This is a genomic window from Amycolatopsis pretoriensis (genome assembly GCF_900107925.1).
Classification (GTDB): Bacteria; Actinomycetota; Actinomycetes; order Mycobacteriales; family Pseudonocardiaceae; genus Amycolatopsis; species Amycolatopsis pretoriensis.
Window position 1 is genome coordinate 121,672 of sequence record NZ_FNUJ01000007.1, and the last position, 25,249, is coordinate 146,920.

At 73.4% G+C, this 25,249-nt stretch carries 21 protein-coding genes and 1 pseudogene; 7 read left to right on the forward strand and 15 right to left on the reverse strand.

Annotation, left to right across the window (positions count from 1 at the left end; translation table 11 throughout):
* Positions 1 to 37: 37 nt before the first annotated feature.
* The 5 genes from BLV96_RS30310 to merB are packed head-to-tail and all read right to left on the reverse strand — an operon-like array spanning position 38 to position 5,055.
* A complete protein-coding gene (locus BLV96_RS30310; RefSeq protein ID WP_086675128.1) occupies positions 38 to 817 on the reverse strand; it encodes an LLM class F420-dependent oxidoreductase in 780 nt (259 codons plus the stop codon).
* Positions 814 to 1,740, reverse strand: a complete 927-nt coding sequence (locus BLV96_RS30315) for a phytoene/squalene synthase family protein (protein WP_086675129.1) — start codon at positions 1,738 to 1,740, stop codon at positions 814 to 816. Before BLV96_RS30315 ends, BLV96_RS30310 begins: the two co-directional genes overlap by 4 nt.
* Positions 1,737 to 3,209: a phytoene desaturase family protein gene (crtI, locus tag BLV96_RS30320; RefSeq protein ID WP_086675130.1), complete on the reverse strand. Its 1,473-nt coding sequence runs from the start codon at positions 3,207 to 3,209 to the stop codon at positions 1,737 to 1,739. Before crtI ends, BLV96_RS30315 begins: the two co-directional genes overlap by 4 nt.
* 1 nt (position 3,210) lies before the next feature.
* Positions 3,211 to 4,302 carry a polyprenyl synthetase family protein gene (locus BLV96_RS30325; RefSeq protein WP_086675131.1) on the reverse strand — a complete coding sequence of 364 codons (1,092 nt, stop codon included), beginning with the start codon at positions 4,300 to 4,302 and terminating at the stop codon, positions 3,211 to 3,213.
* A 60-nt stretch (positions 4,303 to 4,362) separates the two neighbouring features.
* Positions 4,363 to 5,055, reverse strand: coding sequence for an organomercurial lyase (merB, locus tag BLV96_RS30330; RefSeq protein WP_086675132.1), 693 nt, complete (start codon positions 5,053 to 5,055; stop codon positions 4,363 to 4,365).
* 49 nt (positions 5,056 to 5,104) lie between these two features.
* Here merB and BLV96_RS30335 point away from each other — a divergent pair, with 49 nt between their 5' ends.
* Both BLV96_RS30335 and BLV96_RS30340 read left to right on the forward strand, forming a co-directional pair.
* Positions 5,105 to 5,989 carry a methylenetetrahydrofolate reductase gene (locus tag BLV96_RS30335; RefSeq protein ID WP_086675133.1) on the forward strand — a complete coding sequence of 295 codons (885 nt, stop codon included), beginning with the start codon at positions 5,105 to 5,107 and terminating at the stop codon, positions 5,987 to 5,989.
* Positions 5,990 to 6,031: 42 nt separating this feature from the next.
* Positions 6,032 to 7,714: a DUF885 domain-containing protein gene (locus BLV96_RS30340; RefSeq protein ID WP_208608363.1), complete on the forward strand. Its 1,683-nt coding sequence runs from the start codon at positions 6,032 to 6,034 to the stop codon at positions 7,712 to 7,714.
* A gap of 22 nt (positions 7,715 to 7,736) precedes the next feature.
* Here the strand turns inward: BLV96_RS30340 and BLV96_RS30345 are convergent, their stop codons facing one another.
* Together BLV96_RS30345 and BLV96_RS30350 are read right to left on the reverse strand one after the other, a co-directional pair.
* Positions 7,737 to 8,045: a hypothetical protein gene (locus BLV96_RS30345; RefSeq protein WP_086675135.1), complete on the reverse strand. Its 309-nt coding sequence runs from the start codon at positions 8,043 to 8,045 to the stop codon at positions 7,737 to 7,739.
* Between the two features lie 40 nt (positions 8,046 to 8,085).
* Positions 8,086 to 8,823: a hypothetical protein gene (locus BLV96_RS30350; protein WP_086675136.1), complete on the reverse strand. Its 738-nt coding sequence runs from the start codon at positions 8,821 to 8,823 to the stop codon at positions 8,086 to 8,088.
* A gap of 233 nt (positions 8,824 to 9,056) precedes the next feature.
* On the opposite strand from BLV96_RS30350, the gene BLV96_RS30355 reads away from it, so the two are divergent.
* The gene (locus tag BLV96_RS30355) at positions 9,057 to 9,926 is read left to right on the forward strand and encodes a DMT family transporter (RefSeq protein WP_086675137.1); all 870 of its coding nucleotides are present in this window, start codon (positions 9,057 to 9,059) and stop codon (positions 9,924 to 9,926) included.
* Here the strand turns inward: BLV96_RS30355 and BLV96_RS30360 are convergent.
* Both BLV96_RS30360 and BLV96_RS30365 read right to left on the reverse strand, forming a co-directional pair.
* Entirely contained in the window at positions 9,923 to 10,495 is a 573-nt protein-coding gene (locus BLV96_RS30360; protein WP_086675138.1) for a GNAT family N-acetyltransferase, read from the reverse strand. The two genes, BLV96_RS30355 and BLV96_RS30360, sit on opposite strands and share 4 nt — an antisense overlap.
* Positions 10,492 to 11,004, reverse strand: coding sequence for a YbaK/EbsC family protein (locus tag BLV96_RS30365; RefSeq protein WP_086675139.1), 513 nt, complete (start codon positions 11,002 to 11,004; stop codon positions 10,492 to 10,494). Before BLV96_RS30365 ends, BLV96_RS30360 begins: the two co-directional genes overlap by 4 nt.
* A gap of 213 nt (positions 11,005 to 11,217) precedes the next feature.
* Between BLV96_RS30365 and BLV96_RS50860 the strand changes: the two genes are divergently transcribed.
* The 4 genes and pseudogenes from BLV96_RS50860 to BLV96_RS30385 all read left to right on the forward strand — a co-directional run bounded on the left by BLV96_RS50860 (position 11,218) and on the right by BLV96_RS30385 (position 15,286).
* Positions 11,218 to 12,561: an SAV_6107 family HEPN domain-containing protein gene (locus BLV96_RS50860; protein WP_244180594.1), complete on the forward strand. Its 1,344-nt coding sequence runs from the start codon at positions 11,218 to 11,220 to the stop codon at positions 12,559 to 12,561.
* Positions 12,551 to 13,321 carry a maleylpyruvate isomerase family mycothiol-dependent enzyme gene (locus tag BLV96_RS30375; protein ID WP_086675140.1) on the forward strand — a complete coding sequence of 257 codons (771 nt, stop codon included), beginning with the start codon at positions 12,551 to 12,553 and terminating at the stop codon, positions 13,319 to 13,321. The genes BLV96_RS50860 and BLV96_RS30375 overlap by 11 nt, the downstream gene beginning before the upstream one ends.
* A 59-nt stretch (positions 13,322 to 13,380) precedes the next feature.
* Complete coding sequence (locus BLV96_RS30380; protein ID WP_086675141.1) at positions 13,381 to 14,112, forward strand: VOC family protein; 732 nt, start codon at positions 13,381 to 13,383, stop codon at positions 14,110 to 14,112.
* A gap of 95 nt (positions 14,113 to 14,207) precedes the next feature.
* Positions 14,208 to 15,286, forward strand: a pseudogene (locus tag BLV96_RS30385) (GNAT family N-acetyltransferase).
* Positions 15,287 to 15,707: 421 nt separating this feature from the next.
* Here BLV96_RS30385 and def read toward each other — a convergent pair.
* The 6 genes from def to BLV96_RS30415 are packed head-to-tail and all read right to left on the reverse strand — an operon-like array spanning position 15,708 to position 25,226.
* A complete protein-coding gene (gene def, locus BLV96_RS30390) occupies positions 15,708 to 16,208 on the reverse strand; it encodes a peptide deformylase (RefSeq protein ID WP_086680494.1) in 501 nt (166 codons plus the stop codon).
* Positions 16,209 to 16,244: 36 nt separating this feature from the next.
* Positions 16,245 to 20,924 (reverse strand): DEAD/DEAH box helicase, encoded by a 4,680-nt coding sequence (locus tag BLV96_RS30395; RefSeq protein WP_208608364.1) that lies wholly within the window; start codon positions 20,922 to 20,924, stop codon positions 16,245 to 16,247.
* Positions 20,905 to 21,705: a DeoR/GlpR family DNA-binding transcription regulator gene (locus tag BLV96_RS30400; RefSeq protein ID WP_086680490.1), complete on the reverse strand. Its 801-nt coding sequence runs from the start codon at positions 21,703 to 21,705 to the stop codon at positions 20,905 to 20,907. The genes BLV96_RS30395 and BLV96_RS30400 overlap by 20 nt, the downstream gene beginning before the upstream one ends.
* The gene (locus BLV96_RS30405) at positions 21,677 to 22,954 is read right to left on the reverse strand and encodes an MFS transporter (protein ID WP_086680488.1); all 1,278 of its coding nucleotides are present in this window, start codon (positions 22,952 to 22,954) and stop codon (positions 21,677 to 21,679) included. The genes BLV96_RS30400 and BLV96_RS30405 overlap by 29 nt, the downstream gene beginning before the upstream one ends.
* Positions 22,951 to 23,979, reverse strand: coding sequence for a 4-hydroxythreonine-4-phosphate dehydrogenase PdxA (pdxA, locus tag BLV96_RS30410; protein WP_086680486.1), 1,029 nt, complete (start codon positions 23,977 to 23,979; stop codon positions 22,951 to 22,953). The genes BLV96_RS30405 and pdxA overlap by 4 nt, the downstream gene beginning before the upstream one ends.
* Positions 23,976 to 25,226 (reverse strand): four-carbon acid sugar kinase family protein, encoded by a 1,251-nt coding sequence (locus tag BLV96_RS30415; protein ID WP_086680485.1) that lies wholly within the window; start codon positions 25,224 to 25,226, stop codon positions 23,976 to 23,978. The genes pdxA and BLV96_RS30415 overlap by 4 nt, the downstream gene beginning before the upstream one ends.
* Positions 25,227 to 25,249 lie beyond the last annotated feature (23 nt).

The following is a 25,249-nucleotide window of genomic DNA, read 5'->3' on the forward strand; positions in this document are numbered from 1 at the left end:
GCCCGTCCCGGAACGCCGAGACGGGCCTCCGCGGCACTCAGCCGGTGGTCTTGTCGCGCCAGGCGATCCACTTCTTGAGGGCGTCCAGGTCGTAGTCCGGGCCGCCGACCCCGACCGTGAACGTCGTGACGCCCAGTTCGAGGAGCTTCGGGCCCAGCTCGTCCGGCTCGCCCTGCACGCCGCACGACCGCTCGATCTCGCTCGGGTCGCGGCCGACGTCCGCGCAGTGCTGGTCGAGGATCTTCACCTTGCGCTCGACGACCTCCGGGTCGCCGAAGCCGTGCCAGATGTCGCCGTGCTTGGCCACGAGCTTGAGCGTCTTCTTCTCGCCGCCGCCGCCGATCAGGACCGGGATCTTGCGCGTCGGGGCCGGGTTCAGCTTGCCCAGGCGGGACTCGATGCGGGGGAGCGACTCGGCGAGGTCGTCGAGGCGGCCGCCCGCGGTGCCGAACTCGTAGCCGTACTCGTCGTAGTCCTTCTCGAACCAGCCCGAGCCGATGCCGAGGATGAGCCGCCCGCCGGAGATGTGGTCCACCGTGCGCGCCATGTCGGCCAGCAGCTCGGGGTTGCGGTAGCTGTTGCAGGTCACCAGCGCGCCGATCTCCACGCGGGACGTCGACTCCGCCCACGCGCCCAGCATCGTCCAGCACTCGAAGTGCGCACCGTCGGGATCGCCGTACAGCGGGTAGAAGTGATCCCAGTTGAAGACGATGTCGGCCCCGAGGTCCTCGGCGGCCGACGCGGTGCGCCGGATGGTGTCGTAGTCGGCGTGCTGCGGCTGGAGCTGCAGGCCGATCCGGATGCGTCGTTCGGTCATGATCGCAGCCTACGACCGCTTCCGAACGTCTCGCGCGCCCAGACCGTGGTCAACGGGGGTAGTGCGACTACCAGCCTGCGCGACTTCGGGACCACCGCCCGCCGGGTGAGGATGTCGTAGTCCAGGGCCTCGATCTCGTCGAGGATCCCCTCGTACAGCGTCAACGCCGTCCGCACGCACGGCCGCGATTCCGGGAGCAGCTGCGCAACCCCCGCCTCCGCCCGCCGGTACACCGCCCGCGTGCGCGCGACGAAGTACGCCAGCGCCGCCCGGATCCGCGGGTCCGGCCGCCGTTGTTCGAGCAACGAACGCGAGACGCCGAACGCGGCCAGCTCGTCGAGCGGCAGGTACAGGCGCCCCCGGTCGAGGTCTTCGCCGACGTCGCGCAGGAAGTTCGTCAGCTGGAACGCCTCACCGAGTGCGATCGCCCCCGGCTCGGCGTCGGACAGCGGCCCGATCGTGCCGAACACCGGCAGCATCTGCAGCCCGATCACCGCGGCCGAGCCGTACATGTATTCGCCGAGCTCGGCGAACGTCCGGTACTCGACCGGCGAAAGGTCCATCCGCATGGACTTCAGGAACGCGTCGAACAACCCGCGCGCGATGCCGTAGCGCCGCACGGTGTCGGCCAGGGCCACGAGCACCGGGTCCGCCGGGGTCCCGCCGTCGTAGACGACGTCCACCATCGCCGCGACGCGGTCCAGCGACTCGGCCGGGTCGCTGCCCGGCTCCGGGTTGTCGACCAGTTCGTCGGCCATCCGCGCGAAGCCGTACAGCGTGTGCGCGGCCGGGCGGGCCCGCGCCGGCAGCAGCCGGGTGGCCAGGAAGAACGTGCGCCCGAAGTGCGCGTTGATGCGGCGGCACTCCGTGTACGCGGCGCGCAGCTCCGGCGCCGTGATGCCCGCGGCGTCGAGTTCCTTCACCGGCCGGTGATCCTTTCCGCTGCCAGTCGTCCGGAAATGAGCACCGGCGGGATGCCGACGCCGGGGGTGGTACCGCAGCCGGCGAGCACGACGTTGCCCGCCGCGCGCACCAGGTTCGCCGGCCGGAACGGGCCGGTCTGCGCGAACGTGTGCGCCAGCGAGAACGGCGTCCCGGCGGCGAGCCCGCGGGCCGCCCAGTCCGCCGGGGTGATCGTCTCGTCGACGGTGAACTCGTCGCCGAACCCGGTCAGCCCGCGCGCTTCGAGCGTGCGAAGGAGCTCTTCGCGGTACGGCTCGCGGACGCGGTCCCAGTCGATCGGCCCGCTGCGCAGGTTCGGCGCCGGCGCGAGCACCGAGACGATCTCTCCGCCGCGCCCGGCCAGCCCCGGGTCGGTCGCCGTCGGCCGCGTGACCAGCAGCGACGGGTCGCTCATGAGCTTGCCCTCGCGGATGATCTCCGCGAACGTCCGTTCCCAGGCGTCGCCGAAGAAGATCGTGTGGTGCCCGAGGTCCCACTTTTCGGTGGTCCGCCCGTGCAGGACGACGGCGGACGGCGAGTAGCGCAGCGGCAGCGGCCGCCGCGGCCGCGCGCCGATGAGCCGGTACGCCGTGCTCAGCTCGGTCGCCAGCACGACGGCGTCGCACGCGATCCGCTCGCCCGAGCGCGTCCGGACCGCGCGCACCCGCGAATTCACCCGTTCGAGCCAGGCGGCTTCGGTGCCGAACCGGACGTCGGCGCCCGCCCGCGCAGCCGCGCCGGTCATCGCCCGGCCGATCTCGCCCATCCCGCCTTCGGGGTAGTAGACGCCGCCGACCGTGTCCATGTAGGCGATGACGCCGTACGCGCCGATCGCGCTCGCCGGATCCAAGCCCGCGTAGAGCGCCTGGAAGGTGAACAGCCGCCGGACGCGCTCGTCGAGCAGGTACCGGCCGACGCGCGGGCCGAGCCGCCCGAACCCGCCCAGCGCGGCGAGCTTCGCCAGTTCGGGGCGGGCGAGGTCGGCCGGCGAATCGAAGTTGGTCCCGATGAACCGGTCCTTCTGCGCGGCGTACAGCTCGGTCAGCCAGCGTCGCAGCGCCCGGTAGCCCACCGCTTCGCGAGCGCCGGCGAACTCGCGGATCGCGGCTTCCATCGCGTCGCCGTCGGTGTGCAGCGCCAGTTCCGAGCCGTCGGCGAACCGCGCCCGGTACGCCGGGTCGAGCCTGGTCAGCCGCAGGTTCTTGGCCAGCGGCTCGCCGACCGCGGCGAACGCCTCTTCGAGCAGTTCGGGCATGGTCAGCACGCTCGCGCCGGTGTCCACGGCGTTGCCGTCGAAGTTCTCCTGCCCGGCGCGCCCGCCCGGGGTGTCCGCCTGCTCCAGCAGCGTGACGCGCCGGCCGGCGCCGAGCAGGTGCAGCGTCGCCGAAAGCCCGGCCAGGCCGGCGCCGATGACGACGACGTGGTCGGCCGGCCCGTCTACCGTCCGCACGTCAGTACGTCCGCTGGGTGGCCTTGACGACCAGCCCGGTCAGCGCCTCGGGCGCGGGCTCGGCCAGGTGCGCGCGCTCCAGCGCGGCCATCGCCGCCGTCGTGAGCTCGTCGATCCGCCGCTCCACGGCGTCGACCGCGCCGACCTGCCGCAACGCCATCCGGACGGTCTCGACGCCCTCGTCGGAGAGGTCGGCGTCGCCGATCGCGTCGGCGATGACCGTCGCCGCGGCCGTCTCACCCTTCTCCGCGGCGAGCTGCAGACCGAGCGCGACGAGCAGCGTGCGCTTGCCCTCACGCAGGTCGTCGCCGGCGGGCTTGCCGGTGACCGACGGGTCGCCGAACACGCCCAGGAGGTCGTCACGCAGCTGGAACGCGACGCCGACCTCGCCGCCGAACTCCAGCAGCGTGGCGATCAGCTCGGGCGAGGCCCCGCCGAGCGCGGCGCCCAGGTGCAGCGGCCGCTGGACGGTGTAGGCGGCGGTCTTGAGCCGGTCGATCTTCAGCGCGGCCTCGACGGAGGCGTCGCCGGTGGCCTGCGTGCGGACGTCGAGGTACTGGCCGGCGAGGACTTCGGTGCGCATCGCGCGCCAGGCCGGGCGCGCCGCGGCCAGCGTCTCGGCGGGCAGGGACGCGTCGGCGAACATGTCGTCCGCCCAGGCCAGGGCCAGGTCGCCGACGAGCACCGCGGTGGCCAGGCCGAACGTCGCGGGGGAGCCGAGCCAGCCCCGGTCGGCGTGCAGCTTCGCGCCCGCGATGTGCACGGTCGGGAAGCCGCGGCGGGAGTCGGAGGAGTCGATGAGGTCGTCGTGGATCAGCGCGCACGCCTGGATCAGCTCGAGGCTGGCCACCGCCTGCAGCACGCCCTCGGCGTCCGCGCCCGCCGGGTCGCCGCCCGCGCCGCGCCAGCCCCACCAGGCGAACGTCGGGCGCAAGCGCTTGCCACCGTTCAGCACGAACCCGCGCAGCGCGTCGATCCCCGCGGCCACGGTCGGCTCGGTGTCCAGGATCGCGGTGCCCGCCCGCTCGAGGAACCCGGCCAGCGCGCGCTCGACGTGGGCGGGCAGGTCGGCGTCGGAGACGGGCGCGTTCATCCCGCCATCCTCGCGGAACCGGCGGGGCCGCGGGCCGCCGGGGCACCCGGATGTGGCGAATCAGACTCCGGCCGTGACCGGCGCCCAGAAGGGCCCGGTGAGGCCCGCTTCGGCGAAGTAGGCGACCGCACCGTCGGGCTCGCGGCGCCGGTAGCCGCGCTCGAGCCGGCCCGCGTACCAGCCGCGGGCGAGCCGCCAGAGCGTGACGAGGTCCATCACGTACCCCTTGGCCTGCCCGGTCGCCGCGAGCCAGGCGTCCACACAGGACTCACAGCAGAACAGCCGCTGGTTGCCGCAGGTGTGCAGCACGTCGTCCCACATCCGCGCGGCGGGCACGAGGAAGTGCGCCACCTGCGCGCCTTCCGGCGGTTTCGCCCGGTCCACGACCAGCGCGTGCGGCTGGGCGCAGCCGGGGCAGCGGGTCGCGACGAGCACCTCGGGCTCGTCCTCGACCAGGTGGGGGATGGCGAACGAGTCCCACGCGCAGCCGCCCCACCACAGCGTGTGCGAGCCCATCACGGAGAAGCCGAGCGACCGCGCGGCGAACGGGTGGGCCAGCACGACGTGCTCGCACTCGTCGAGCACCAGGTGGTGGGCGCCGGCGAGGCGGTGCAGGGCCTGCTTGGCGACGGCGAGCGACCCGCCCGCGGCGTCGGCCAGCTCCGGCCCGGTCGGCGCGCGGCCGCGGTCGGCGAAGGCGTGGTAAACGGCCAGGCGGACGTCCTCGTCCCAGCTCGCGTCGTCATCCCTCATCGCTCACTCCTGTATCGAGTCTAGAGCCGGGGCCCTTAACATTCGAGGTATGACGTCGGTGATCGAGCGGTTGCGCGGAGACGGGCCGAAGTTCTCCATCGAGTTCTTCCCACCCCGGGACGCGGCGGACGAGGCCGTCCTGTGGAAGGCGATCCGGGAGCTCGAGCCGTACGACCCGGCCTACATGTCGATCACCTACGGCGCCGGCGGCTCCAGCCGCGACGGCACGATCCGCAGCATCGCCCGCGTCGCGACCGAGACGACGCTGGTGCCGATGGCGCACCTGACCGCGGTCAACCACTCCGTCGCCGAGCTGCGGAACGTGATCGGCTGGTACGCCTCCGTCGGCGTCCGCAACGTCCTCGCGCTGCGCGGCGACCCGCCGGGCGACGTCTACGGCGACTGGATCCCGCACCCCGACGGCCTGACCTACGCCGAAGAGCTGGTCCAGCTGGTCCGCGAGCTGGGCGACTTCTGCGTCGGCGTCTCGGCGTCGACCTACGGCCACCCGCGCTCGCCCGACCTGGAGTCGGACACGAAGTACCTGGTCCGCAAGCTGCGCGCGGGCGCCGACTTCGCGATCGCGCAGCTGTTCCACGACGCCGAGGACTTCCTCCGGCTGCGCGACCGGGTCGCCGCGACCGGCTGCGACGTCCCGGTGCTGCCCGGCGTCATGCCCCTGACGACCATGCGGACCCTGCAGACGACGATCAAGCTCTCCGGCGCACCGGCGCCGCGCAAGCTCCTGGACCGGCTCGAACCGCTGGCCGACGACCCGAAGGCGTTCCGCGCGGCGGGCATCGACGTCATCACCGAGCTGTGCGAGAAGCTGATCGCCGAGGGCGTGCCGAACCTGCACTTCTACACGTTCAACCGGTCCAAGGCGACGCGCGAGGTGATCGCGCGGCTGGGGCTCGTCCCGGCCCGTGCTTAAGTACGTACCACCGGGTCGTGGTGGCCCGGTAGCGTGCGGCGCATGGCTTCTACTGCTTCCGACGGCGTGCACGACATCTGTGACCGCTACGTCGACGACTACGCGGCCGTCGACCCGGTCGCCGCGACCGCTTACGGCGTCAAGGGCTACGACGACCGGCTGACCGACTACTCGGCGGACGGGTTCGCCGAGCGCGCCGGGCTCGCCGCGCGGGCGCACGCCGCCGTCACCGCCGCCGAGCCGCGCGACGCCGCCGAGCGCGCCGCCAAGGCCGTGTTCACCGAGCGCGTCGGCCTGGAGCTGGAGATCCACGAGGCCGGCCTCGACGTGGCGAGCCTGAACGTCATCTCCAGCCCGGTGCAGGAGCTGCGGATGGCGTTCGACCTGATGCCGCTGGAGACCGAGCAGGACTGGGCGACCGTCTCGGCCCGCATCGGCGAGGTCCCGCGGGCGCTGGCGAACGTCCGCAACGGCCTGCTCACGGCGGCCGACGCCGGGCACGTCGCGGCGTTGCGCCAGGTCGGGAAGGTCGCGGAGCAGTGCGAGACGTGGGCCGGCCTGAAGGACGAGAAGGGCTACTTCACCCAGCTCGTCGGTTCTTCGCAGGTGCCGGCGCTCGCGGCGGATCTGACGCACCGGGCGCGGGCGGCCGAGGAGGCGTTCGCCGAGTTCGCGGGGTTCCTGCGGGCCGAGCTGGCCCCGAAGGCCCCGGTGAAGGACGCGGTCGGCGAGGACGTCTACCGCCTGTGGTCGCGCTACTTCGTGGGCGCGGCGCTGGACCTGCGCGAAGCGTACGAGTGGGGCTGGGCGGAGTTCGCGCGCATCGAGTCCGAGATGCGCGCGGTCGCGAACCGGATCAAGCCGGGCGCGACCCTGGCGGAGGCCGCGGCGGCCCTGGACGCCGACCCGCGCTACCGGGTGCGGGGCCGCGCCGAGTTCGAGGCGTGGATGCAGCACCTGTCCGACGAGGCCCTGAAGTCGTTGCGCGGCAAGCACTTCGACATCTCCGACCGCGTGATGGCCCTGGAGTGCAAGATCGCCCCGCCGGGTGGCGGCGTCGGCGCGTACTACACGGGCCCGAGTGAGGACTTCGGCCGCCCGGGCCGCATGTGGTGGTCCCTGCCGAGCGGCCGCGACGAGTTCTCGACGTGGCGCGAGACGAGCACGGTGTACCACGAGGGAGCGCCGGGCCACCACCTCCAGATCGCGACGGCGGTGGACCAGTCCGAGAGGCTGAACAAGTACCAGCGCCTGATGGCGTTCACGTCGGGCCACGCGGAGGGCTGGGCGCTGTACGCGGAGCGCCTGATGGAGGAACTGGGCTACCTGGCCGACGACGGAGACCTCCTGGGGATGCTGTCGGAGCAGCTGTTCCGCGCGGCGCGGGTCGTGGTGGACCTGGGGATGCACCTGGAACTGGTCATCCCCACCGGAACCGGCTTCCACGAAGGTGCGCGGTGGACCCCGGAGCTGGGCCTGGAGTTCATGCTGACCCGCACGATCACGGACCAGGCCCACGTGCGCGACGAGATCGACCGCTACCTGGGCTGGCCGGGCCAGGCCCCGGCGTACAAGATCGGCGAGCGCTTGTGGCTGGCGGCGCGGGCCGAGGCGCAGGGCCGGGCGGGGGCCGGGTTCGACATCAAGCGGTTCCACACCGAGGCGCTGCGGATGGGCGGGATGGGGCTGGACACCCTGCGGGAGCAGCTGGCCCAGCTGGACTGAGCGCCGTCGGCTGGACCTGCCGCTACCGCCGGCGGGTCCAGCCGCGCCACTTGCGGGGCGGTGGAGCCTCGGGCGGTCCTCCGTCCGGCACGGACGTACCCGGGTCGTCGGTGATGGGCACCTCCAACAGGGCGCAGCGCAGCCTTCCCTGGCTTTCGGTGAACTCGCCGGCCTTCTTGGCAGATCTCTGGATCTGCCGCACGACCTTGTTCCGGCGGCGCTGCCGAAGCCCTTCCGGCCTCAGCAGCTGCCCGATCGCGAAGAGCGCGGCGGCAAGCAGCGGAACGTTGTCGATGACGTCGGCGACGGCGACGATCTTCGTGAAATCCATGCTCGGCTCCCTGCCGATCGAGCGGGGAGCCGAGGCCGGATTAGGGCTGCGCTCCGCCGCGGATGACCATCGAGGACATCCGCGGCGCGCTGGGACCCCGGGGAGCGCGGCCCGCGCAACGAGGACGTGTTCCATCGGCATTCGCCGGGCACAGGTCCCGTGAACGACGCCTGATCCGGGCCAAGCCCCTGAGGGACGCGCACACGGCTCCGGTCCGCCACGAGAGGACGAGGAGCCGGTGGACCAGCAGGATCCAGGGCGAAACCAGGTGGAAAGCCGTTACCCGCGCGGCAGTTCCCTCCGCGGTCTGGTGAGCCCGGTCGAAAACCGCGTCGGTCCATTCGTCGAGAACCGCCGCGATTGCCATGGCCGGCGCGTCCATCAAAGCCGTGACGTGAGGCGCGGCAAGAGCGGCAGGGGCAGCTGCCCAGCTCTCGAAGCTCAGACGCTCGCCGAACTCGTCGGAGGAGCGTCCACACCGGGCTGTCGCGGTGAACTCGGCACAGGCCGGGCAGTCGCACGGCTTTTGCGGACTGCTCTCGGGCGAGGCCAATCCGTTGGCCGCGAGCCACTCGGAGAAGCCGTGCCGGAAGAACTCCGACATGATCTGCAGTGCAGTCGCCGTTTTTCCGCTCCCCGTCGAAAGCTGGACCACGGTCCCCGGGGGCAGAAGGCTGGGAGGCAGGTCCGCCAATGGCGGCCACGCAAAGTCGATCGACAGTGCCGAAGTCTTCCCGACTGGCCGAGGCCGGGCAAGATCGACGTCGATCGTGGTCATGGCGTCATCCTAGTCGCAGTGCGGTGGGGGCGTGCTGCCACCGGAAAACCCTTCGCGCCACCCCCGATCCGTCGCTAAGTTCCCTTCGTGCGCCGAATTCTCTTCGTCACCCCGCCGCCCCGCGTCTGAGCGGGGTGGTTCCCGGCCGCGTGGCCTCCAGGGCCCGCGGCTGATCCGTCGTGCACGACCGCCCCGCGTCGAACTCCCTTTTCCTTCGACGCAGGAGCATTCCCATGTCTGTCGACATGCCCACGCGCGCCCGTTCGTCGGCCGCGCTCGTTCTCGCCGGGGTCCTCTGGGGCACCGGCGGTCTCGCCGGCTCGCTGCTCGCCCAGCTCGCCGGCCTCCACCCGCTCGCCGTCGCCGCCTACCGGCTGCTCGTCGGCGGCGGGATCGCCACCCTGGCCGTCCTCCTGAAAGGCGGCACCTTCCCGCGCACGGCTGAAGCCGGCAAACGGCTCCTCGCCGTCGGCGGGCTGTTCGCGCTCTTCCAGGCGAGCTACTTCGCCGCCGTCGCGTTGAGCTCCGTGAGCATCGCGACGATGACCACGATCGGCGCGGCCCCGGTCTTCGTCACCCTCGCCGCTGTGCGGAAACCCGGGCGCTGGACGCTCGTCTCGGTCGCCGGCACCGTCGCCGGTCTCGTCCTGCTGCGCTGGTCACCGGAGGAACCCGCCCACCTCCTCGGCGGCCTCGGCTTCGCGCTGCTCGCGGCCGCCGGCTTCGCGACGCTGACGTTGCTCACGGCGAAACCGGTCCTGGACCCGCTGGCCACGACCGCGTACGGCTGCCTGATCGGCGGCCTCCTGCTCACTCCCGTGGCGACCTGGACCGGCATGGCGCTGCCGCTGCACGCCGACGTCCTCGCGGTGGTCTGCTACCTCGGCGCCGTGCCGACCGCGCTCGCCTACGCCGCGTACCTGCGCGGCCTCGCGACGGCGCACCCCGTCCTCGGCGCGCTGTCGGCGGTGCTCGAACCGCTGACGGCCACGGTCCTGGCCGCGCTGCTGTTCGGCGAACGCCTGGGCGTCACGGCGTGGTGCGGCGCCGCCGTGCTGGTCGCGGCGCTGGCGATCGGCTACTGGCGGCCGGAACCGGCTTAGCGCGCGTCGAGCGGCAGCGCCCGCCCGAGGATCGCGAACGGCCGCGGGTCGCCGGCGAAGTGGTAGTCGCGCAGGACGTCGACGAACCCGGTCCGGCGGTAGAGCTTCCACGCCCGGCTGGTGCCCTCGGGCGTGGACAGCAGGACGTTCGCGCTCGGCACGCCGTCCAGCAGGCCGCGCAGCAGGTCCTCGCCGATCTGGTGGCCCTGGTTCTCCGGCTTGACGTGGATCTCGGTCAGCTCGAAGTAGTCGGACAGCCAGCGTTCGGCCGCTTCGGGCCCGAACCGGCGGCTCAGGCCGTGGCGGACCTGCTCGTGCCACCACTGCCCGGCCCGGCCGCGGTAGCCGTAGGCGAGCCCGAGCAGGACGTCGTCGGCGTCGAGCGCGGCCATGCAGCGCCAGCCCTCACGCAGCGCGTGGGTGAGCCACATCGGCGCGCGCTGCTCGGCGGTGCCCGCCGGGTACCGCATCGCCCGGACGTAGATGTCCAGGGCTTCGGGCAGGCGTGCGCGGAACTCGTCCGTCGAGAGCTGGACGTAGCGGGAGCAGCCGGCGGGCATCGCGGTCACAGCGATCCATCTTCCTCCGCGCCGCCGAGCGCGCCCGGGGTGCCCCCGGTCAAGGCGACCAGCTCGGCGAAGGTGGTCGGGTAGACGGTCTTCGGGTGCCCGGCCGCGGCCCACACGACGTCGTGGGCGCGCAAGGCGGTGTCGACGAGCGTGGGCAGCTTCGTCGGGTGCCCGGTGGGTGCGACGCCGCCGATCGGCTGTCCTGTGTGCGCCCTCACGAAATCGGCGTCGGCCTTCCCGATTTCGGCCCCGGCCAGGCGTTCGAGGGTGGCCGTGTCCGCTCGGTGGGCCCCCGAGGTGAGGGCGAGGAGCGCGTTTTTGTCGTACCCCAGGCGGAAGATGAGGCTGTTGGCGATGGCCCCCACGGGCACGCCGAGAGCCTCGGCCGCTTGAGCGGCGGTCCGGACTTCGGCGGGCAGCACGCGGATGCCCTCGGCGGCGGCGTGCTGCCCGGCTTCGGCCAGCGCGGCCGCCACCTTGGCGACGGCGGGGTGGTCCAGCGAACTCATGAGCCTATGAGATCACGCCACCGACCTGGTGTCCCGCGGGAATCCACCCCTGGGGTTGAGCGGACGCCGGGTGGAGGGTTACTCTGGATTTTGTTCGAACAGACGTTCGACATCGGTGAGCGCGCACCGGTCAGGTGCCCGGCTCCGGGGCGGGGGAAGCGTCTCGGCGCCGGGCACATGATCGGGCTCACCCCGCGCAGGAGGAGGGTCGTCATGTCCGTCAAGGTCGTGTCCCCCACGGAGTCCGGGCAGCCGCAGCTGCCCATGTCGCTGCGCCCGCACACCGGGCGGTCCCCGCTGCGCCCGTCGGTGTCGTCGGCCCCGCCGGTCCCGGGCTGCGTGGAGCCCCGCAAGCCCCGGCGCCGGCCGGTGGACGCCGGCCAGCCGGAGCTGCCGATGACGCCGGAACCCGCTGCGGCGCCGGTGGCCGGCACCGAGCCCGCGGAGCGGCGGGCGGAGCCGTCGCGGCCGGCCGCCGAGCCTGCGGTGGCCGAGCCGGAGCTGCCCTCGCGCCCGCCCGAACTGCCGCTGGAGGCGCCCGCCGCCGCGGCTTCGGTGCCCGAGCAGCCTCGGCCTGCCGCTGAGCCGGCCGAGCCGGAGCTGCCGATGCTCCTGCGCCCGCCCGCTGCCGCGCCGGTCGCCGAGGCGGACCTGCAGCTGTCCTTGCGCGAGCCTGCCGCTGTGGAGCCCGCGCCGCGTTCGGCTGCCGCGCCTGAGCTGCCCTCGCGCCCGCCCGCTGCCGGGGCGGAGCCTTCGCCGCTTCTTGCCGTCGAGTCGGCCGAGCCGGAGCTGCCGATGCTCCTGCGCCCGCCCGCCGCTGCGCCGGTCGCCGAGGCGGACATGCAGTTGTCCTTGCGCGAGCCTGCCGCTGTGGAGCCCGTGTTGGGTTCGGCCGCCGAGCCGGAGCTGCCGACGCCCGTGCGCGAGCCTGCCGCCGTGGAGCCCGCGCCGCGTTCGGCCGCCGAGCCTGAGTTGCCCTCGCGCCCGCCAACTGTCGGGGCGGAGCCCTCGCCGCTTCCTGCCGTCGAGTCGGCCGAGCCGGAGCTGCCGATGCTCCTGCGCCCGCCCGCCGCCGCGCCGGTCGCCGAGCCCGAACTGCCGCCGCACCCGCCTGCCACCGAGCGCGAGCAGTCGCAGCTGCCCATGTCCCTGCGTCCGCCCGCTCCGCCCGTTGCCGCCGGCCTGCTCGCCCAAGCCCGGCGTCAGCTCGCCGAGGCCGAGCGGGAAACCGACCCCGTCGAACGCTTCGTCGGCGCCTATCTCGCCGCGCTGCGCGGGGCCGCCGCCGTGCTCGCCGCCCGTGGCCGCCCTCACCGGGGCCGCGCCCGGCCGGCCAGCACCTGGCTGCTGCTCGACTCCGTCGCCCCCGAACTGCGCGAGTGGTCCGCCTTCTTCGCGAGCAACTCGGCCGCGCGCGCCGCCGCGCAGGCCGGGATCACCGGCAAGGTCAGCGCCGAGTCGGCCGCCGGGCTGGTGCGCGCCGCCACGCCGTTCCTCGAACTCGTCCGCCGGCTCGTGCACGGCCTGCCGATCACCGGGGAAGCCCATGTCGCGTGAGCACGGCCCGGTCGACCAGGGGCGACTGCTCACGGCGTTGGGAATCGAAGGCCGGTTACTGGCCGAAGCCGTCCACGCGGCGCCGATCGAAGCGCCGGTGCCCGCCTGCCCCGGCTGGTCGCTCGGCGAGGTGGCCCGGCACGTCGGGAGCCTCTACCGGATGGTCCGGCGCCGGCTGGCCGACGGCCGCGGCCCGGACGACTGGCAGCGCGACCCCGAACCCGGCCAGGGCCTGACCGGGTACCTGGAAACCGGCCTGACCGAGCTGCTCGACGAACTCGCCGCGCACGACCCCGAGGACCACGCCGACACCTGGTGGCCGGCGGACCCGACCTACGGGTTCTGGCGACGCCGGATGCTGCACGAGACCCTCGTCCACCGCGTCGACGTCGAGCAGGCCGCGGGCGCGGAGCCGCGCGGCATCGACGAAGACCTCGCGATCGACGGCATCGACGAGGCCCTCACGCTGTGGTTCGGCCAGAAGCTGCCGATGCTGGGCCTGACCGGCACGAAAGCGGGCTCGGTCGGCGTGCGCGCCGGGGCGCACAGCTGGATCGCGCGCGCCGGGCCCGACGTGACGGAGGCCTGGCGGTGTTCGGCCGAGGAGGCCGAGGCCGCGGACGACGTCGTGACGGCCGGCGAGCCCGAGCGCATCTACCTGTGGTTGTGGGGCCGGTCGTCCCTGACCTCGGTGACCGTGCGCGGCGTCCACGACCAGGCGGCCCAGCTCTGGGCGCTGCTGCGGCTCGCGACCCGATGAACCCGGTAGGTGGGGAAGCCGAACCGGAACTGTCGGGGGTGGCGGTTAACCTGCGGCGCATGAACACGCGCCTGGTGAACCTGGTGATCGACGCGGCGCGGCCGAGGGTCCTGGCGGACTTCTGGGCCGCGCTGCTCGGCTGGCGCGTCGCCGTCGAGGAGCCGGACGAGGTCGACGTGCGCGCCCCGGAGACCGACGGCTGGGACCTGGACCTCGTGTTCGTCCCGGTGCCCGAGCCCAAGGAGGTCAAGAACCGGATCCACCTGGACCTGTCGAGCGAAACGCTCGCGCACCAGGCGGAACTGGTGTCGCGCGCCTTGGAACTGGGCGGCAGCCGGGTCGACGTCGGGCAGGGCGACGTGCCCTGGGTCGTGCTGGCGGACCCCGAAGGCAACGAGTTCTGCGTCCTCGAGCCCCGCGACCGGTACGCGGGTACGGGGGCGGTCGCCTCGATCGTCGTCGACGCCCACGACCCGGAACGCATGGCCGCCTTCTGGGCGCGGCTCACCGGCCGGTCGGTCGGCGCCCGCGACGAAGGAGGCCTGGTGGGGCTGAGCGCGCCGGCGGGGCGGGGGCCGTGGCTGGAGTTCCTCCGCAACGACGACGTGAAGCGGGTCAAGAACCGCGTCCACCTCGACGTCGCGCCGCCGGCGGGTGCCGACCACATGGCCGTGGTGTCGGAGGTCGTGGCGACGGGCGCGGCGCCGGCCGACCTCGGCGGCCCGGACCTGCCGTGGCGCGTGCTGATGGACCCGGAGGGCAACGAGTTCTGTGTGCTGACCCCGCGCTGAGGCGTTTCGGCCGCGTTGCCGAGCCGTCCCGAACGCTGATCTGCGCGAAACACCCGCGTCCCGGAGCGGCAACAACCGCGCGGGACCGTGGGGGCATGGAGACTTCCAGAACGTTGCCCCAGCTCGCACCGGCGGCCGCGGTCGACGTGCCGGGCGCGCCGACGGCGTGGCGGGTGCGGGTCCGGATGCACGACCACCCCGGCACCCTGGCCCGCATCGCGATCCGGCTCGCCGACCTCGAGTGCAACATCCTCGGCCTGACGGTGCTGCCGGTGCCCGGCGGCGTGCTCGACGAGATCGTCCTGCGCCCGGCGACCGGCCTGCCCCGGCGGCACGTCGCCGACGCGATCCGCGACGAGGGTTGCGAGTGCACGGCGATCATCGACGCCGACGTCCACGAGCTGGTCGACCCGTCGTCGTCGACGCTGCTCGCGGCCCGGCGCGCGATCGACGACCCGGCCCGGCTCGCGGAGGTGCTGAAGGACGTGCTGGCCGCGGACGTGGTCACGCGCGTCCCGGCGGCCGAGGCGAACCCGGCACGCACCGAGAGCGGGCACCGCGCGGTGTTCGAGCTGGGCGAGGGAAACGCGCTGGTGGCGCGGCGCCGGTGGGCGCCGTTCGTGCAGCTGGAGCTGACTCGCGCGGAAGCACTGGTGACGGTGCTGGGCGCCGCGGTGCGGAACGTGGCGGGCCCGGTGGTCCTGAACCGCCCCGACGGCGCGGCGATCGTCCTGCGCAGGGGGCTGCCGGCCGACGCGGACGCGGTGTCCGAACTGCACCGCCGCTGCTCGACGGCGACGCTGTTCCGGCGTTACCACACGGGTGTCCGCACGGTGCCGCGCCGCTGGCTGCACCGGTTGCTGGTGCCCCCGCGCGGGACGAGCGTGCTGGCGGTCTTCGGGCGCGAGGTGATCGGGCTGGCCCAGCTGATCCCCTCGGCTTCGGGAGGCGCTGAGATCTCGTTGCTGGTGGAGGACGACTGGCAGCGTCAGGGCATCGGCACGGCGTTGCTGAGTCGCGTGGCGCGCTGGCGGAGGCGCAAGGGATTTCGGAGTTGCGAGCGGACTGCCTGGCCGGAGACGACGTGCTCCCACGCACGGCGGCCCGGGCGGGCCTGCGCGCGGAACGGTCGGCCGAGGAAAGCACCCAGCTGCGGATGTTCCTGCGCGACTGAGCGGCTTGGCCGGACGGGTCGGCGGCCGCGCGAGTGGGGGCGGGTGCCGGGTGGGCTGGTCGAGCCGTGCCGCGATGGCCGCGCGGGTTGGGGCGGGTGCAGGGATGGGTCGGGCGAGTCACGCCGCGGAGGCCGCGCGGGTTGGGGCGGGTGCCGGGTGGGCTGGTCGAGCCGTGCCGCGATGGCCGCGCGGGTTGGGGCGGGTGCAGGGATGGGTCGGGCGAGTCACGCCGCGGAGGCCGCGCGGGTTGGGCCGGGTGCAGGGATGGGTCGGGCGAGTCGCGCCGCGGTGGTCGTGTGAGTGGGGTCGGGTGCTGGGGTGGACTGGCGGACCCCCTCGCGGCCGCGCGAGCTGGGCCGGCCGGCGGTGAGTGGCGGCCCGTTCGACCCGCGCCTCGCGGCGGCGACTCTGGTCAGCTGGTCAGCGCTTCCAGAACCAGTTCTTGTCGCGGGCTTCGCGCAGGGCCGTTTTCTTGCGTTCGGCCGTCAGGCGGTCCAGGTACAGGATTCCGTCCAGGTGGTCGGTTTCGTGCTGGAGGCACTGGGCCAGCACGTCTTCGCCCTCGACCTCGATCGGCTCGTTGTGGATGTCCACGCCGCGGACCTTCGCGTGCTTCGCCCGCTTCGTGGGGAACCACAGCTCCGGGACCGACAAGCAGCCCTCGTTGATCTCGTGCGTTTCCTCGGACAGCTCCGCGATCTCCGGGTTGATCACGTAACCCGTGAGGCCGGCGACGTCGTAGCTGAAGATGCGCAGCCCGACGCCGATCTGCGGGGCCGCCAGCCCGGCTCGGCCATCCGGCTTCACCGAATCGACCAGGTCGCGCACGAGCGCTTCGAGCTTTTCGTCGAACACGGTGACCGGGTCGCAGACGGACTTGAGGATCGGGTCGCCGAAATAGCGCAGTTCGCGCATCGCCATGAGCAGAACATCCTTCGTGCGTGTCGAACTGGCAGCTTAGGCCCGCAGGCGCAGCCCGGACGGCGTGGCCCGGAAACCCGCCTCCCTCAGCACCTCCGCCAGTTCCGACGTCAGCGCCTGCTCGCCGTCGGCGCGCTGGACCGACAGCTGACCCAGCCAGCCTTCGCGCACCGCTGCCGACAACGCCTGCGCCGCGTCCACCAGCGGTTGCCGCTCGTCGGTGAAACTCAGCAGTGATTTGCCTCCTCGCTCGACGTACATCGCGGGCACGCCGTCCACCAGCACCGCCAGCGCGCCGGCCTTGCGGGCCGGACGGTGTTTCGTGTCGCCCGTCGCGGCCGGCCAGGGGAGCGCCGCGCCGTACGGCTGGGCCGGGTCCGCCGCCGCCAGCACCACCGCGCGGCCGGGCGCCGGGCGGCCCGGTCCCGACAGCGCGCGCAGCCGGTCGACCGCGCCCTTCGCCGCGAACTGGGCCGCGCCCAGCCCCTCCACGACGTAGCCGCGGATCACCTGGCCGGTGTCCTCCATGCCGCGCAGCACCTTGTAGATCCCGGAGAACCCGCCGGTGACGCGTTCGGTGTCGAGCGCGCCGCGAGTCAGGACGCCGTGGCGTTCCAGGAACGCCTCCGTCCGCGCGTGGGCGCGCCGGGTCGCGTCGGTCTCGCGGTTCGGCGTCAGCGCCCAGCGGCCGGCGACCGTCGGCGGCCCGGACCGCGACGGCATCTGCGGCCGCCCCGCCCGCAGCCGCGCGTACCGGCCGCGCGGTGCCTGGCGCCGTGGCTTGTGCGCGCCGTGCCCGGCCACCTGGGCCCGCAGCGGCCCCAGCGTGTCGCCGGTGACCAGCCCGGCCCACACCAGGTCCCACAGCGCGGCCACCACTTCGGCGTCGTTCGGGGCCTTGTCCACCAGGACGCTCGAGCGGTCCACCAGCTGGCGGAAGAACAGCGCGCCACCCTCCAAAGTGGACAGCAGAGCCTCGTGCAGCGGACCGGTCGGGATGTCCTCGACGACCTCGGGCAGCAGCAGGTCGGCGACGTCCGTGGGCGCGAGGGCGATCCAGCCGTCCCCGCCGGACAACGCACCGCAGCCCGCCCACGTGACCTCGCCCGCGGTCGTCAGCTCGTCCAGCAGCGCGGGGGAGTAGCCCGGCAGCCGGCCGGGCAGGATCAGCGACTCCACCGCACTCGCCGGCAACGGCGCCCCGGCGAGCTGCTCGACCACCGACAGCACGTCGTCCGCCGTCGGCGCCGCCCGGACGCGGCCGCCGAACCCGTGCCACGACGGCAGGAACCGGCCCAGCGCCGCCGGTTCGACCGGCTCCACTTCGGCCCGCAGCTTCGCCAGCGACGCCCGCCGCAGCCGCCGCAGCACCGCCGAATCGCAGTACTCGATCCCGACGCCGTGGGTGTCCGGGTGGCCGACCGGGCTCAGCTCGCCGCGCACCAGCCGGCCTTCGCCGGTCATCCGGTCGAGGACGCCGGTGACGACGGCCAGGCCGAGCCCGAACCGCCGGGCCACGTCCGCCGCCGCGAACGGCCCGCGGCTGCGGGCGTAGCGGAACAGCAGGTCACCGAGCGGGTCCGGGACCGGTTCGGTGAACGCCTCGGGCACCCCCACCGGCAGCGCGGTGCCCAGCGCGTCGCGCACCTTGCCGGAGTCCTCGATCGCCAGGAACCGTTCGGTGCCGCCGATCCGCACCCGGATCGCCCGCCGCGCGCTTTCCAGTTCGGTGAGCCATTCGGGCTGGATCCCGCGCTCGGCCGCCTCCTCGACGGTCAGGTCGCCGAGGAAGCGCAACAGGTCGGCGGCGTCCTCCGCCGAGCGGGCGTGCCGGTCGGGGTCGAGCCGCTGCAGTGACCGGGTCACCTCCGCGACGGCCTCGGGATCCAGCAGCTCGCGGATCGCCTCGGTGCCCAGGAGTTCGGCCAGCAGCCCCGAGTCCAGCGACAGCGCCGCCGCCCGCCGTTCGGCCAGCGGTGCGTCGGTCTCGTACAGGAACATCCCGACGTAGCCGAAGAGCAGGCTGCGCGCGAACGGCGACGCGGCCGGCGTCTCGACCTCCACCAGCCGGACCTTGCGGGCCCGGACGTCGGCCATCAGCTCCCGGAGGCCGCCCACGTCGTAGACGTCCTGCAGGACCTCCCGCATCGCTTCCAGCACGACCGGGAACCGCTCGTACTTCGCCGCCACCGACAGCAGCTGCGACGCGCGTTGCCGTTGCTGCCAGAGGGGAGTGCGGCGCCGCGGGTCCCGGCGCGGCAGCAGCAGCGACCGCGCCGCGCACTCCCGGAACCGCGCCGCGAACACGGCCGAACCGCCGACCTCCGCGACGATCAGCTGCTCCACCTCTTCGGGATCGAGCAGCACGTCGTCGGCGCCGATCGTGACGTCGCCGCCGTCGGCGTCGAGCGCGTCGGGCAGGCGCAGGACGATGCCGTCGTCGGAGTGCGCCACCTGCGCGTCGACGCCGCGGTTTTCCCGCAGCCGCGCGGCGATCGCGAGGGCCCACGGCGCGTTCACCTGCGCGCCGAACGGCGAGTGCACGACGATCCGCCAGTCGCCCAGCTCGTCGCGGTAGCGCTCCAGGAGGATCGTCCGGTCGTTCGGGACGTGCCGGGTGGCTTCCTTCTGCTCGGCCAGGTAGTTGAGCAGGTTGTCGCAGGCCCGCTCGTCGAGCCCGGCCGCGGCGGCCCGCTCGCGCGCCTTCCCGGCGTCCGATGTGGACAGTTCGCGGACGAACTTCCCCAGCGCCCGGCCGAGTTCCAGCGGCCGGCCCGGCGCGTCACCCTTCCAGAACGGCATCCGCGCCGGTTCGCCCGGCGCGGGCACCACGATGACGCGGTCGTGCGTGATGTCGGTGATCCGCCACGACGACGTGCCGAGCAGGATGGTGTCGCCGACGCGCGACTCGTACACCATCTCCTCGTCGAACTCGCCGACGCGCGACCCGGGCTTGTCGTCCCCGCCCGGCGTCATCACGGTGAACAGGCCGCGGTCCGGGATGGTGCCGCCGGAGGTCACGGCCAGCCGCTGCGAGCCGGGCCGGCCCCGCAGCTCGCCGGCGATGCGATCCCAGGTGATCCGCGCGCGCAGCTCGCCGAACTCCTCGCTCGGGTACCGGCCGGCGAGCATGTCGAGCACCGCGTGCAGCGCGTCGTCCGGCAGCGACGCGAACGGCGCCGCCCGCCGCACCAGCGAGGCCAGGTCCGGCACCGTCCACGGTTCGAGCGCCACCATCGCGACGACGTGCTGCGCCAGCACGTCGAGGGGGTTGCGCGGGTAGCGGACCGCCTCGATCGCGCCGGTCGCCATCCGTTCCGCGACCACCGCGCAGGAGACGAGGTCGCCGCGGAACTTGGGGAACATCACGCCGGAGGAGACCGCGCCGACCTGGTGCCCGGCACGGCCGACGCGCTGCAGGCCGGACGCCACCGTCGGCGGCGCCTCGATCTGCACCACCAGGTCGACCGCGCCCATGTCGATGCCCAGCTCCAGCGACGACGTCGCCACCACACACGGCAGCCGCCCGGACTTGAGGTCCTCCTCGACGTGCGTGCGCTGTTCCCGTGACATCGACCCGTGGTGCGCCCGGGCGATCACCGGCGGGGCGCCGGTGCTCACGCCGGACTGCCCGACCGCTTCGGCCGGGAAGGAGTCGGCCGCGGTCAGCTCGGTCTGCTCCGCGGCCAGCTCGTTGAGCCGGGCCGTCATCCGCTCGGTGAGCCGCCGGGAGTTGGCGAACACGATCGTCGAGCGGTGGGCTTGGATCAGGCTCAGCACCCGCTCTTCGACCGCAGGCCAGATCGACGGCCGCTGCACCGGGTTGCCGGCGATCTCCTCCAGCGTGCCCAGGCCACCAGGGGCGATGTCGCCGGGCGGGAACGCTTCGGTCAGGGAATCCAGGGACCCGAGCGACTCCAGCTCGTCGAGCGGGCTCGGCGCCGGGCCGCCGCGCGGGGCGTCGAGGTTGCTCATGTCCTCGACCGGGACCTCGACGCGGACCTCGATGGTCTTCGCCAGCTTCGGCTGGACCACCCGCACCGGTCGGCCGCCGGCCAGGAACGCGCTCACCTCGTCGACCGGGCGGACCGTCGCCGACAGGCCGATCCGCTGCGCCGGCTTCGGCAGCAGCGAGTCGAGCCGCTCCAGCGACAGCGCGAGGTGCGCGCCGCGCTTGCCGCCCGCGACCGCGTGCACCTCGTCGACGATCACGGTCTCGACGCCGCGCAGCGACTCCCGCGCCGACGACGTGAGGATCAGGAACAGCGACTCCGGCGTGGTCACCAGGACGTCGGGTGGGGTCTTGGTGAAGGAGCGGCGCTCGGCCGCGGTGGTGTCGCCGGTGCGCATGCCGACCTCGATCTCCGGCACCGGGAGCCCGAGCCGCCGCGAGGCCTGCGAGATGCCGGCGAGCGGCGCGCGCAGGTTCCGCTGGACGTCGACGGCGAGCGCCTTCAGCGGCGAGACGTAGAGGATCCGGCAGCGTTTGGTGGCTTCCGCCGGCGGTGGTTCCACCGAAAGCCGGTCCAGCGCCCAGAGGAACGCGGACAGGGTCTTGCCGGACCCGGTCGGCGCGACGACGAGGGCGTGCTCGCCCGCATGCGCCGCCCGCCAGGCGCCTTCCTGGGCCGCGGTGGGCGCGGCGAAGGCCCCCGCGAACCAGTCCCGGGTCGCGGGGGAGAAGAGGTCGAGCACGTCAACTGCCACGTCGTCCATGATGCGCGGCACCACCGACAATTTCGGATCCGTCCGCCACGATCACGCTGTCGGCGAACGCCGGGTACACGGCGTCGATCCGCGGCTCGTCGGTGATCAGCCGGTACTCGCGGTCGAGCGGCGTCCAGTAGGAAAAAGGGGCCTGGTCCAGCTTGGAGTGGTCGGCCAGCACGTAGGCCTCGGCGCCCGCGTGCAGCATCGCGTGCTTGACCACGGACTGCTCCAGTGACGGGCAGCACAGCCCCCGGCCGGGCACCAGGCCATCCGCGCCCAGGAACACCCGATCGGGTGAGATGTGCCGCAGCTGCGCGAGCACGCTCTCGCCGAGGATGGCTTCGTTGGGGTGCCGCAGCCGGCCGCCGAGGACGATCAGGTCGATCCCGGCGAAGCCGGCCAGCTCGCGGATCGCCGTGACGCCGTTGGTGACCACGGTCAGCCCCTCGCGGTGGGCGAGGTGGCGGGCGAGCCGGCCGGTGGTCGTGCCGGCGTCGAGCAGCACGACCTCGCCGTCGCGCACCAGCGCGGCGGCTTGCCGGGCGATGGCGTCCTTCGCCGCCGCGTTCTCGCGGTCCTTCTCGTGCGGGCTGCGTTCGGTGTCGAGCGCGCCGCCGTAGGTGCGGACGACGTGCCCGGCGCCGGCGAGGGAGGCGAGGTCACGGCGGATCGTCGACTCCGAGACACCGAACTCCTCGGCCAGTTCCGCGATGCCGCCCGAGCCGTCGCGGACGGCTTCGAGCAGCATCGCGCGCCGGTCACGGGTGCCTGGTCGCGGCTGGGACATGCGCAGACTCTTCCACAGTCGCGGGTTTCAGCCCGAAGAACGCCAGGCCGGCGGCCACGGCGAGGAACGCGGCCAGCACGACGAACCCGGTGGTCGCGCTGCCGGTGACGTCGGTGAGCCAGCCGACCAGGTACGGCCCGGCGAACCCGCCGAGGTTGCCGAGCGCGTTGATCAGGCCCATCGCCACGGCGACGACCTCGATGCCGAGGAGCCGGCTGGGGATGGCCCAGAACGGCCCGTACGGCATGTAGACGCCGGTCGCCACGACGCAGAGCAGCACCAGCTGCACCGCCGCCGGCCAGTGCACGAGGTTGCCGAGCAGCAGCCCGGCGATGGCCACGACCAGCGGCACCGCGACGGCGAGCCGCCGGTTGCCGGTCTTGTCCGACCAGTGCGCGCACGCGACCATCCCGGCCAGCGCGAGGACGTATGGCACGGCCGACAGGAACCCGACCGCGGTGGCCGAGCCGCCGGTCATTGTCTTCACGACCGACGGCAACCACAGGCTGAACCCGTAGAAGCCGGTGATCCAGAAGAAGTAGACGCCGATCAGCAGCAGGACCTGCCGGTTCGCCAGCGCCTGCCGGTAGCCCTGTTTCACGAACGCCGGTTTGGCCTCTTCTTCGGCCCGCAAGGTGGTTTCGAGGTACTCGCGCTCCTCGGCGGAGATCCAGCGGGCCTTAGCCGGCCGGTCGGCCACCGCGAACCACCAGACGACCGCCCACAGCAGCGGCGGCAGGCCCTGGATGACGAACACCCAGCGCCACGACATGTGGTCGAGCATCAGCCCGGACAGCGGGGACATGACGATCGCCGAGATCGGCAGGCACGTCATCCACAGCGCGTTCGCCCGGGCCCGCTCGGCCTGCGGGAACCAGGACGCCAGCAGGATCAGCACCGCGGGCCAGACGCCGCCCTCGAACAGCCCGAGCAGCAGCCGCGCCAGGTGCAGCTGCGTTTCGTTCCGCACCAGGCCGCAGAGCACCGCCGCGAACGCCCACGCGACCATCAGGATCAGCACCGTCTTGCGGGCGCTCCACTTCGCGGCCAGCACCGCGGCCGGGATCTGCAGCACGAGGTAGCCGACGAAGAAGATGCCGCTCGCCAGGCCCTTCGCGCTGGCGGACAACGGGAAGTCGTCGCCGATGTAGGGCAGGATCACCGCGACGTTCGTGCGGTCGAGGTAGGCCAGCATGTACATGACCACCGCGACCGGGATGACGTACGCCCAGCGCTTGCGGGGGATCACCGGACGCCCGGCGGGTAGATGGCGGGCAGTTTCCGCGCGTACGGCGCCAGGGTCGCGGCCGCCTTGAACGCGGCGACCATCGTGCCGTGCGACGCCCGGCCGGTGCCGGCGATGTCGAACGCCGTGCCGTGGTCGACCGACGTGCGCAGGATCGGCAGGCCGACCGTCACCGAGACCGTGCCGTCGAAGTCGTACGTCTTCGACGCGATGTGCCCCTGGTCGTGGTAGAGCGAGAGCACGCCGTCGAACCGGCCCTGGATCCCTTGGTGGAACACGGAATCCGCCGGGATCGGGCCGACCACGTCGAGCCCGGCCGCCCGCGCGGCGGCGACCGCCGGGGCGATCGCGACGATCTCCTCGTCGCCGAACTTGCCGTTCTCCCCGCCGTGCGGGTTCAGCGCCGCCACGGCCAGTCTCGGTTTCTCCGTGCCGAACACCTCGAGCGCGGTGTAGGCCTCGCGGATGGCGTGCTCGATGTTCTCGCGGGTGATCTGGTTGATCGCCTCGCGCAGGGAAAGGTGCCGGGTGGCGAAGAAGATCTTCAGCCCCGACACCCAGAACATCGTGTTGAACCGGGTCGAGCCGGTCAGCTCGCCGAGCATCTCGGTGTGCCCGAGGTGCTGGGAACCCGCCGCCCAGATCGCCTCCTTGTTGATCGGCGCGGTCACGACCGCGTCGACCTCACCGGCCAGTGCGAGCCGGGTGGCCACTTCGATAGCGCCCACGGCGGCGGCGCCCGCGGTCGCGTTGACCTCGCCCCACGGCAGGTCTTCCCGGACGACGCCGAGGTTGAGGATGTCGATCACGCCGGTGGTGAAGCGCGCGTCGGCGACCGTGGCGATGGGGTTGATCTCCAGGTGCAGGCCGAGGTGCCGGACCAGGCGTTCCAGCACGACCGCGTCACCGACCGCGACCCCGCGGGCCATCTGCAGCGACTCGGGCTCGGCGAGGGTCTTGAGGGTGATTTCCGGGCCGATGCCCACGGGGTCGCCGAGGGTGACGGCGAGGATGGGGAGGTCGCTCACGGGTTCTTCCTTCCGGTGGCCAGCACGTGGTTCAGGTGTTCCAGGCAGGCGACGGCGGCGTCGCGGCCGCCGATCAGCCCGCCTTTGGTGGCGAAGGGCAGCCCGGCGTGCGGGCCGCCGGTGAGCCGCCCGGCGACCGCCAGCGGCAGCACCTCGGTGTCGATCTCGAAGCCGTCGGCCCCGAGTGCTTTCGTGACCTCGACGGCGATGTCGCCGCCGGTGGCGTAGAGCCCGCCGATCCGGTGCGCGCCGAGCACCAGCCGGGTCGCTTCGCCGAGCGCGGGCGGGATTCGTGCCGCGACGCCGGGGTCGATCGGGACGCCCGGGGTGGGCGCCCGGGTCCGGATGCCGACCACGCGGTGCCCGGCGCCGAGGAGTTCCCCGGCCGCGGCGGCGATCGACGGGGGATCGAGCCGGCCCGGGTCGACGTCGACGTACCGCGCGTCCAGCACCAGCTCGGTTTCCAGGACCTGGTCCCGGGTCTGCCCGGTGATGCTGCCGATCACGGACAGGACCGGCGGGATGGTGCCGTGGCCGGGCGCGAGACCGAGTGCGGCGGCCAGCCGGACGCCGAACGGCCCGGAGTCCACGGAGATCCACCGCGTGCCCTCGGCCGCCAGCCGGGCGGCGGCCTTGGCGACGACGGTGAGGTGCCGGTTCGTCGTGGCGTCGCAGACGACGATCCCCGCCGGGCGGCGCAGGGCGGCCACGACCGCGTCCACGCCCTCCTCGACGACGTCCAGCGCCAGCTCGGCGATGTCCCGGCCGGTGGGCTGCAAGAGGGCGCGGATCCGCGACGACCGGACCGGCGCGAGGGGGTCGCGCGCGGCCGGGCTTTCGGCCAGCGGCACGCCGTCGACCAGGTGCAGGCCGCCGAGGGTGACCCGGCCGGCGTCGGGGAACGCGGGTACGACGAGGGCGCGGGCCTCCGGCGCGGTGGCCAGGACGGCCTCGGTCTCCACGCCGACGTTGCCGCGCAGGGTCGTGTCCACGCGCTTCACCGTGAGCTCGACGGGCCCGGCCAGCTCGACCGCCGCCCGCACCGCCCGCGCGGCGTGTGGTGGCGACGCGTGGCGGGTACCCAGGTTGACCACCAGCGCGTCGATCCCGCTTCCCGCACGGAAACAGGGCGCGTCCGGTTCGAGCGGCGCGTTGACGGAAACCGCACGCAGCCCGAAGCGGGCGTACAGCGCTCCGGTCGCGTTGCTGCCGGTCAGGTCGTCCCCGAGGACGAGCAGCTTCGGCATCTCACGCTCCTTTGCACAGTTCG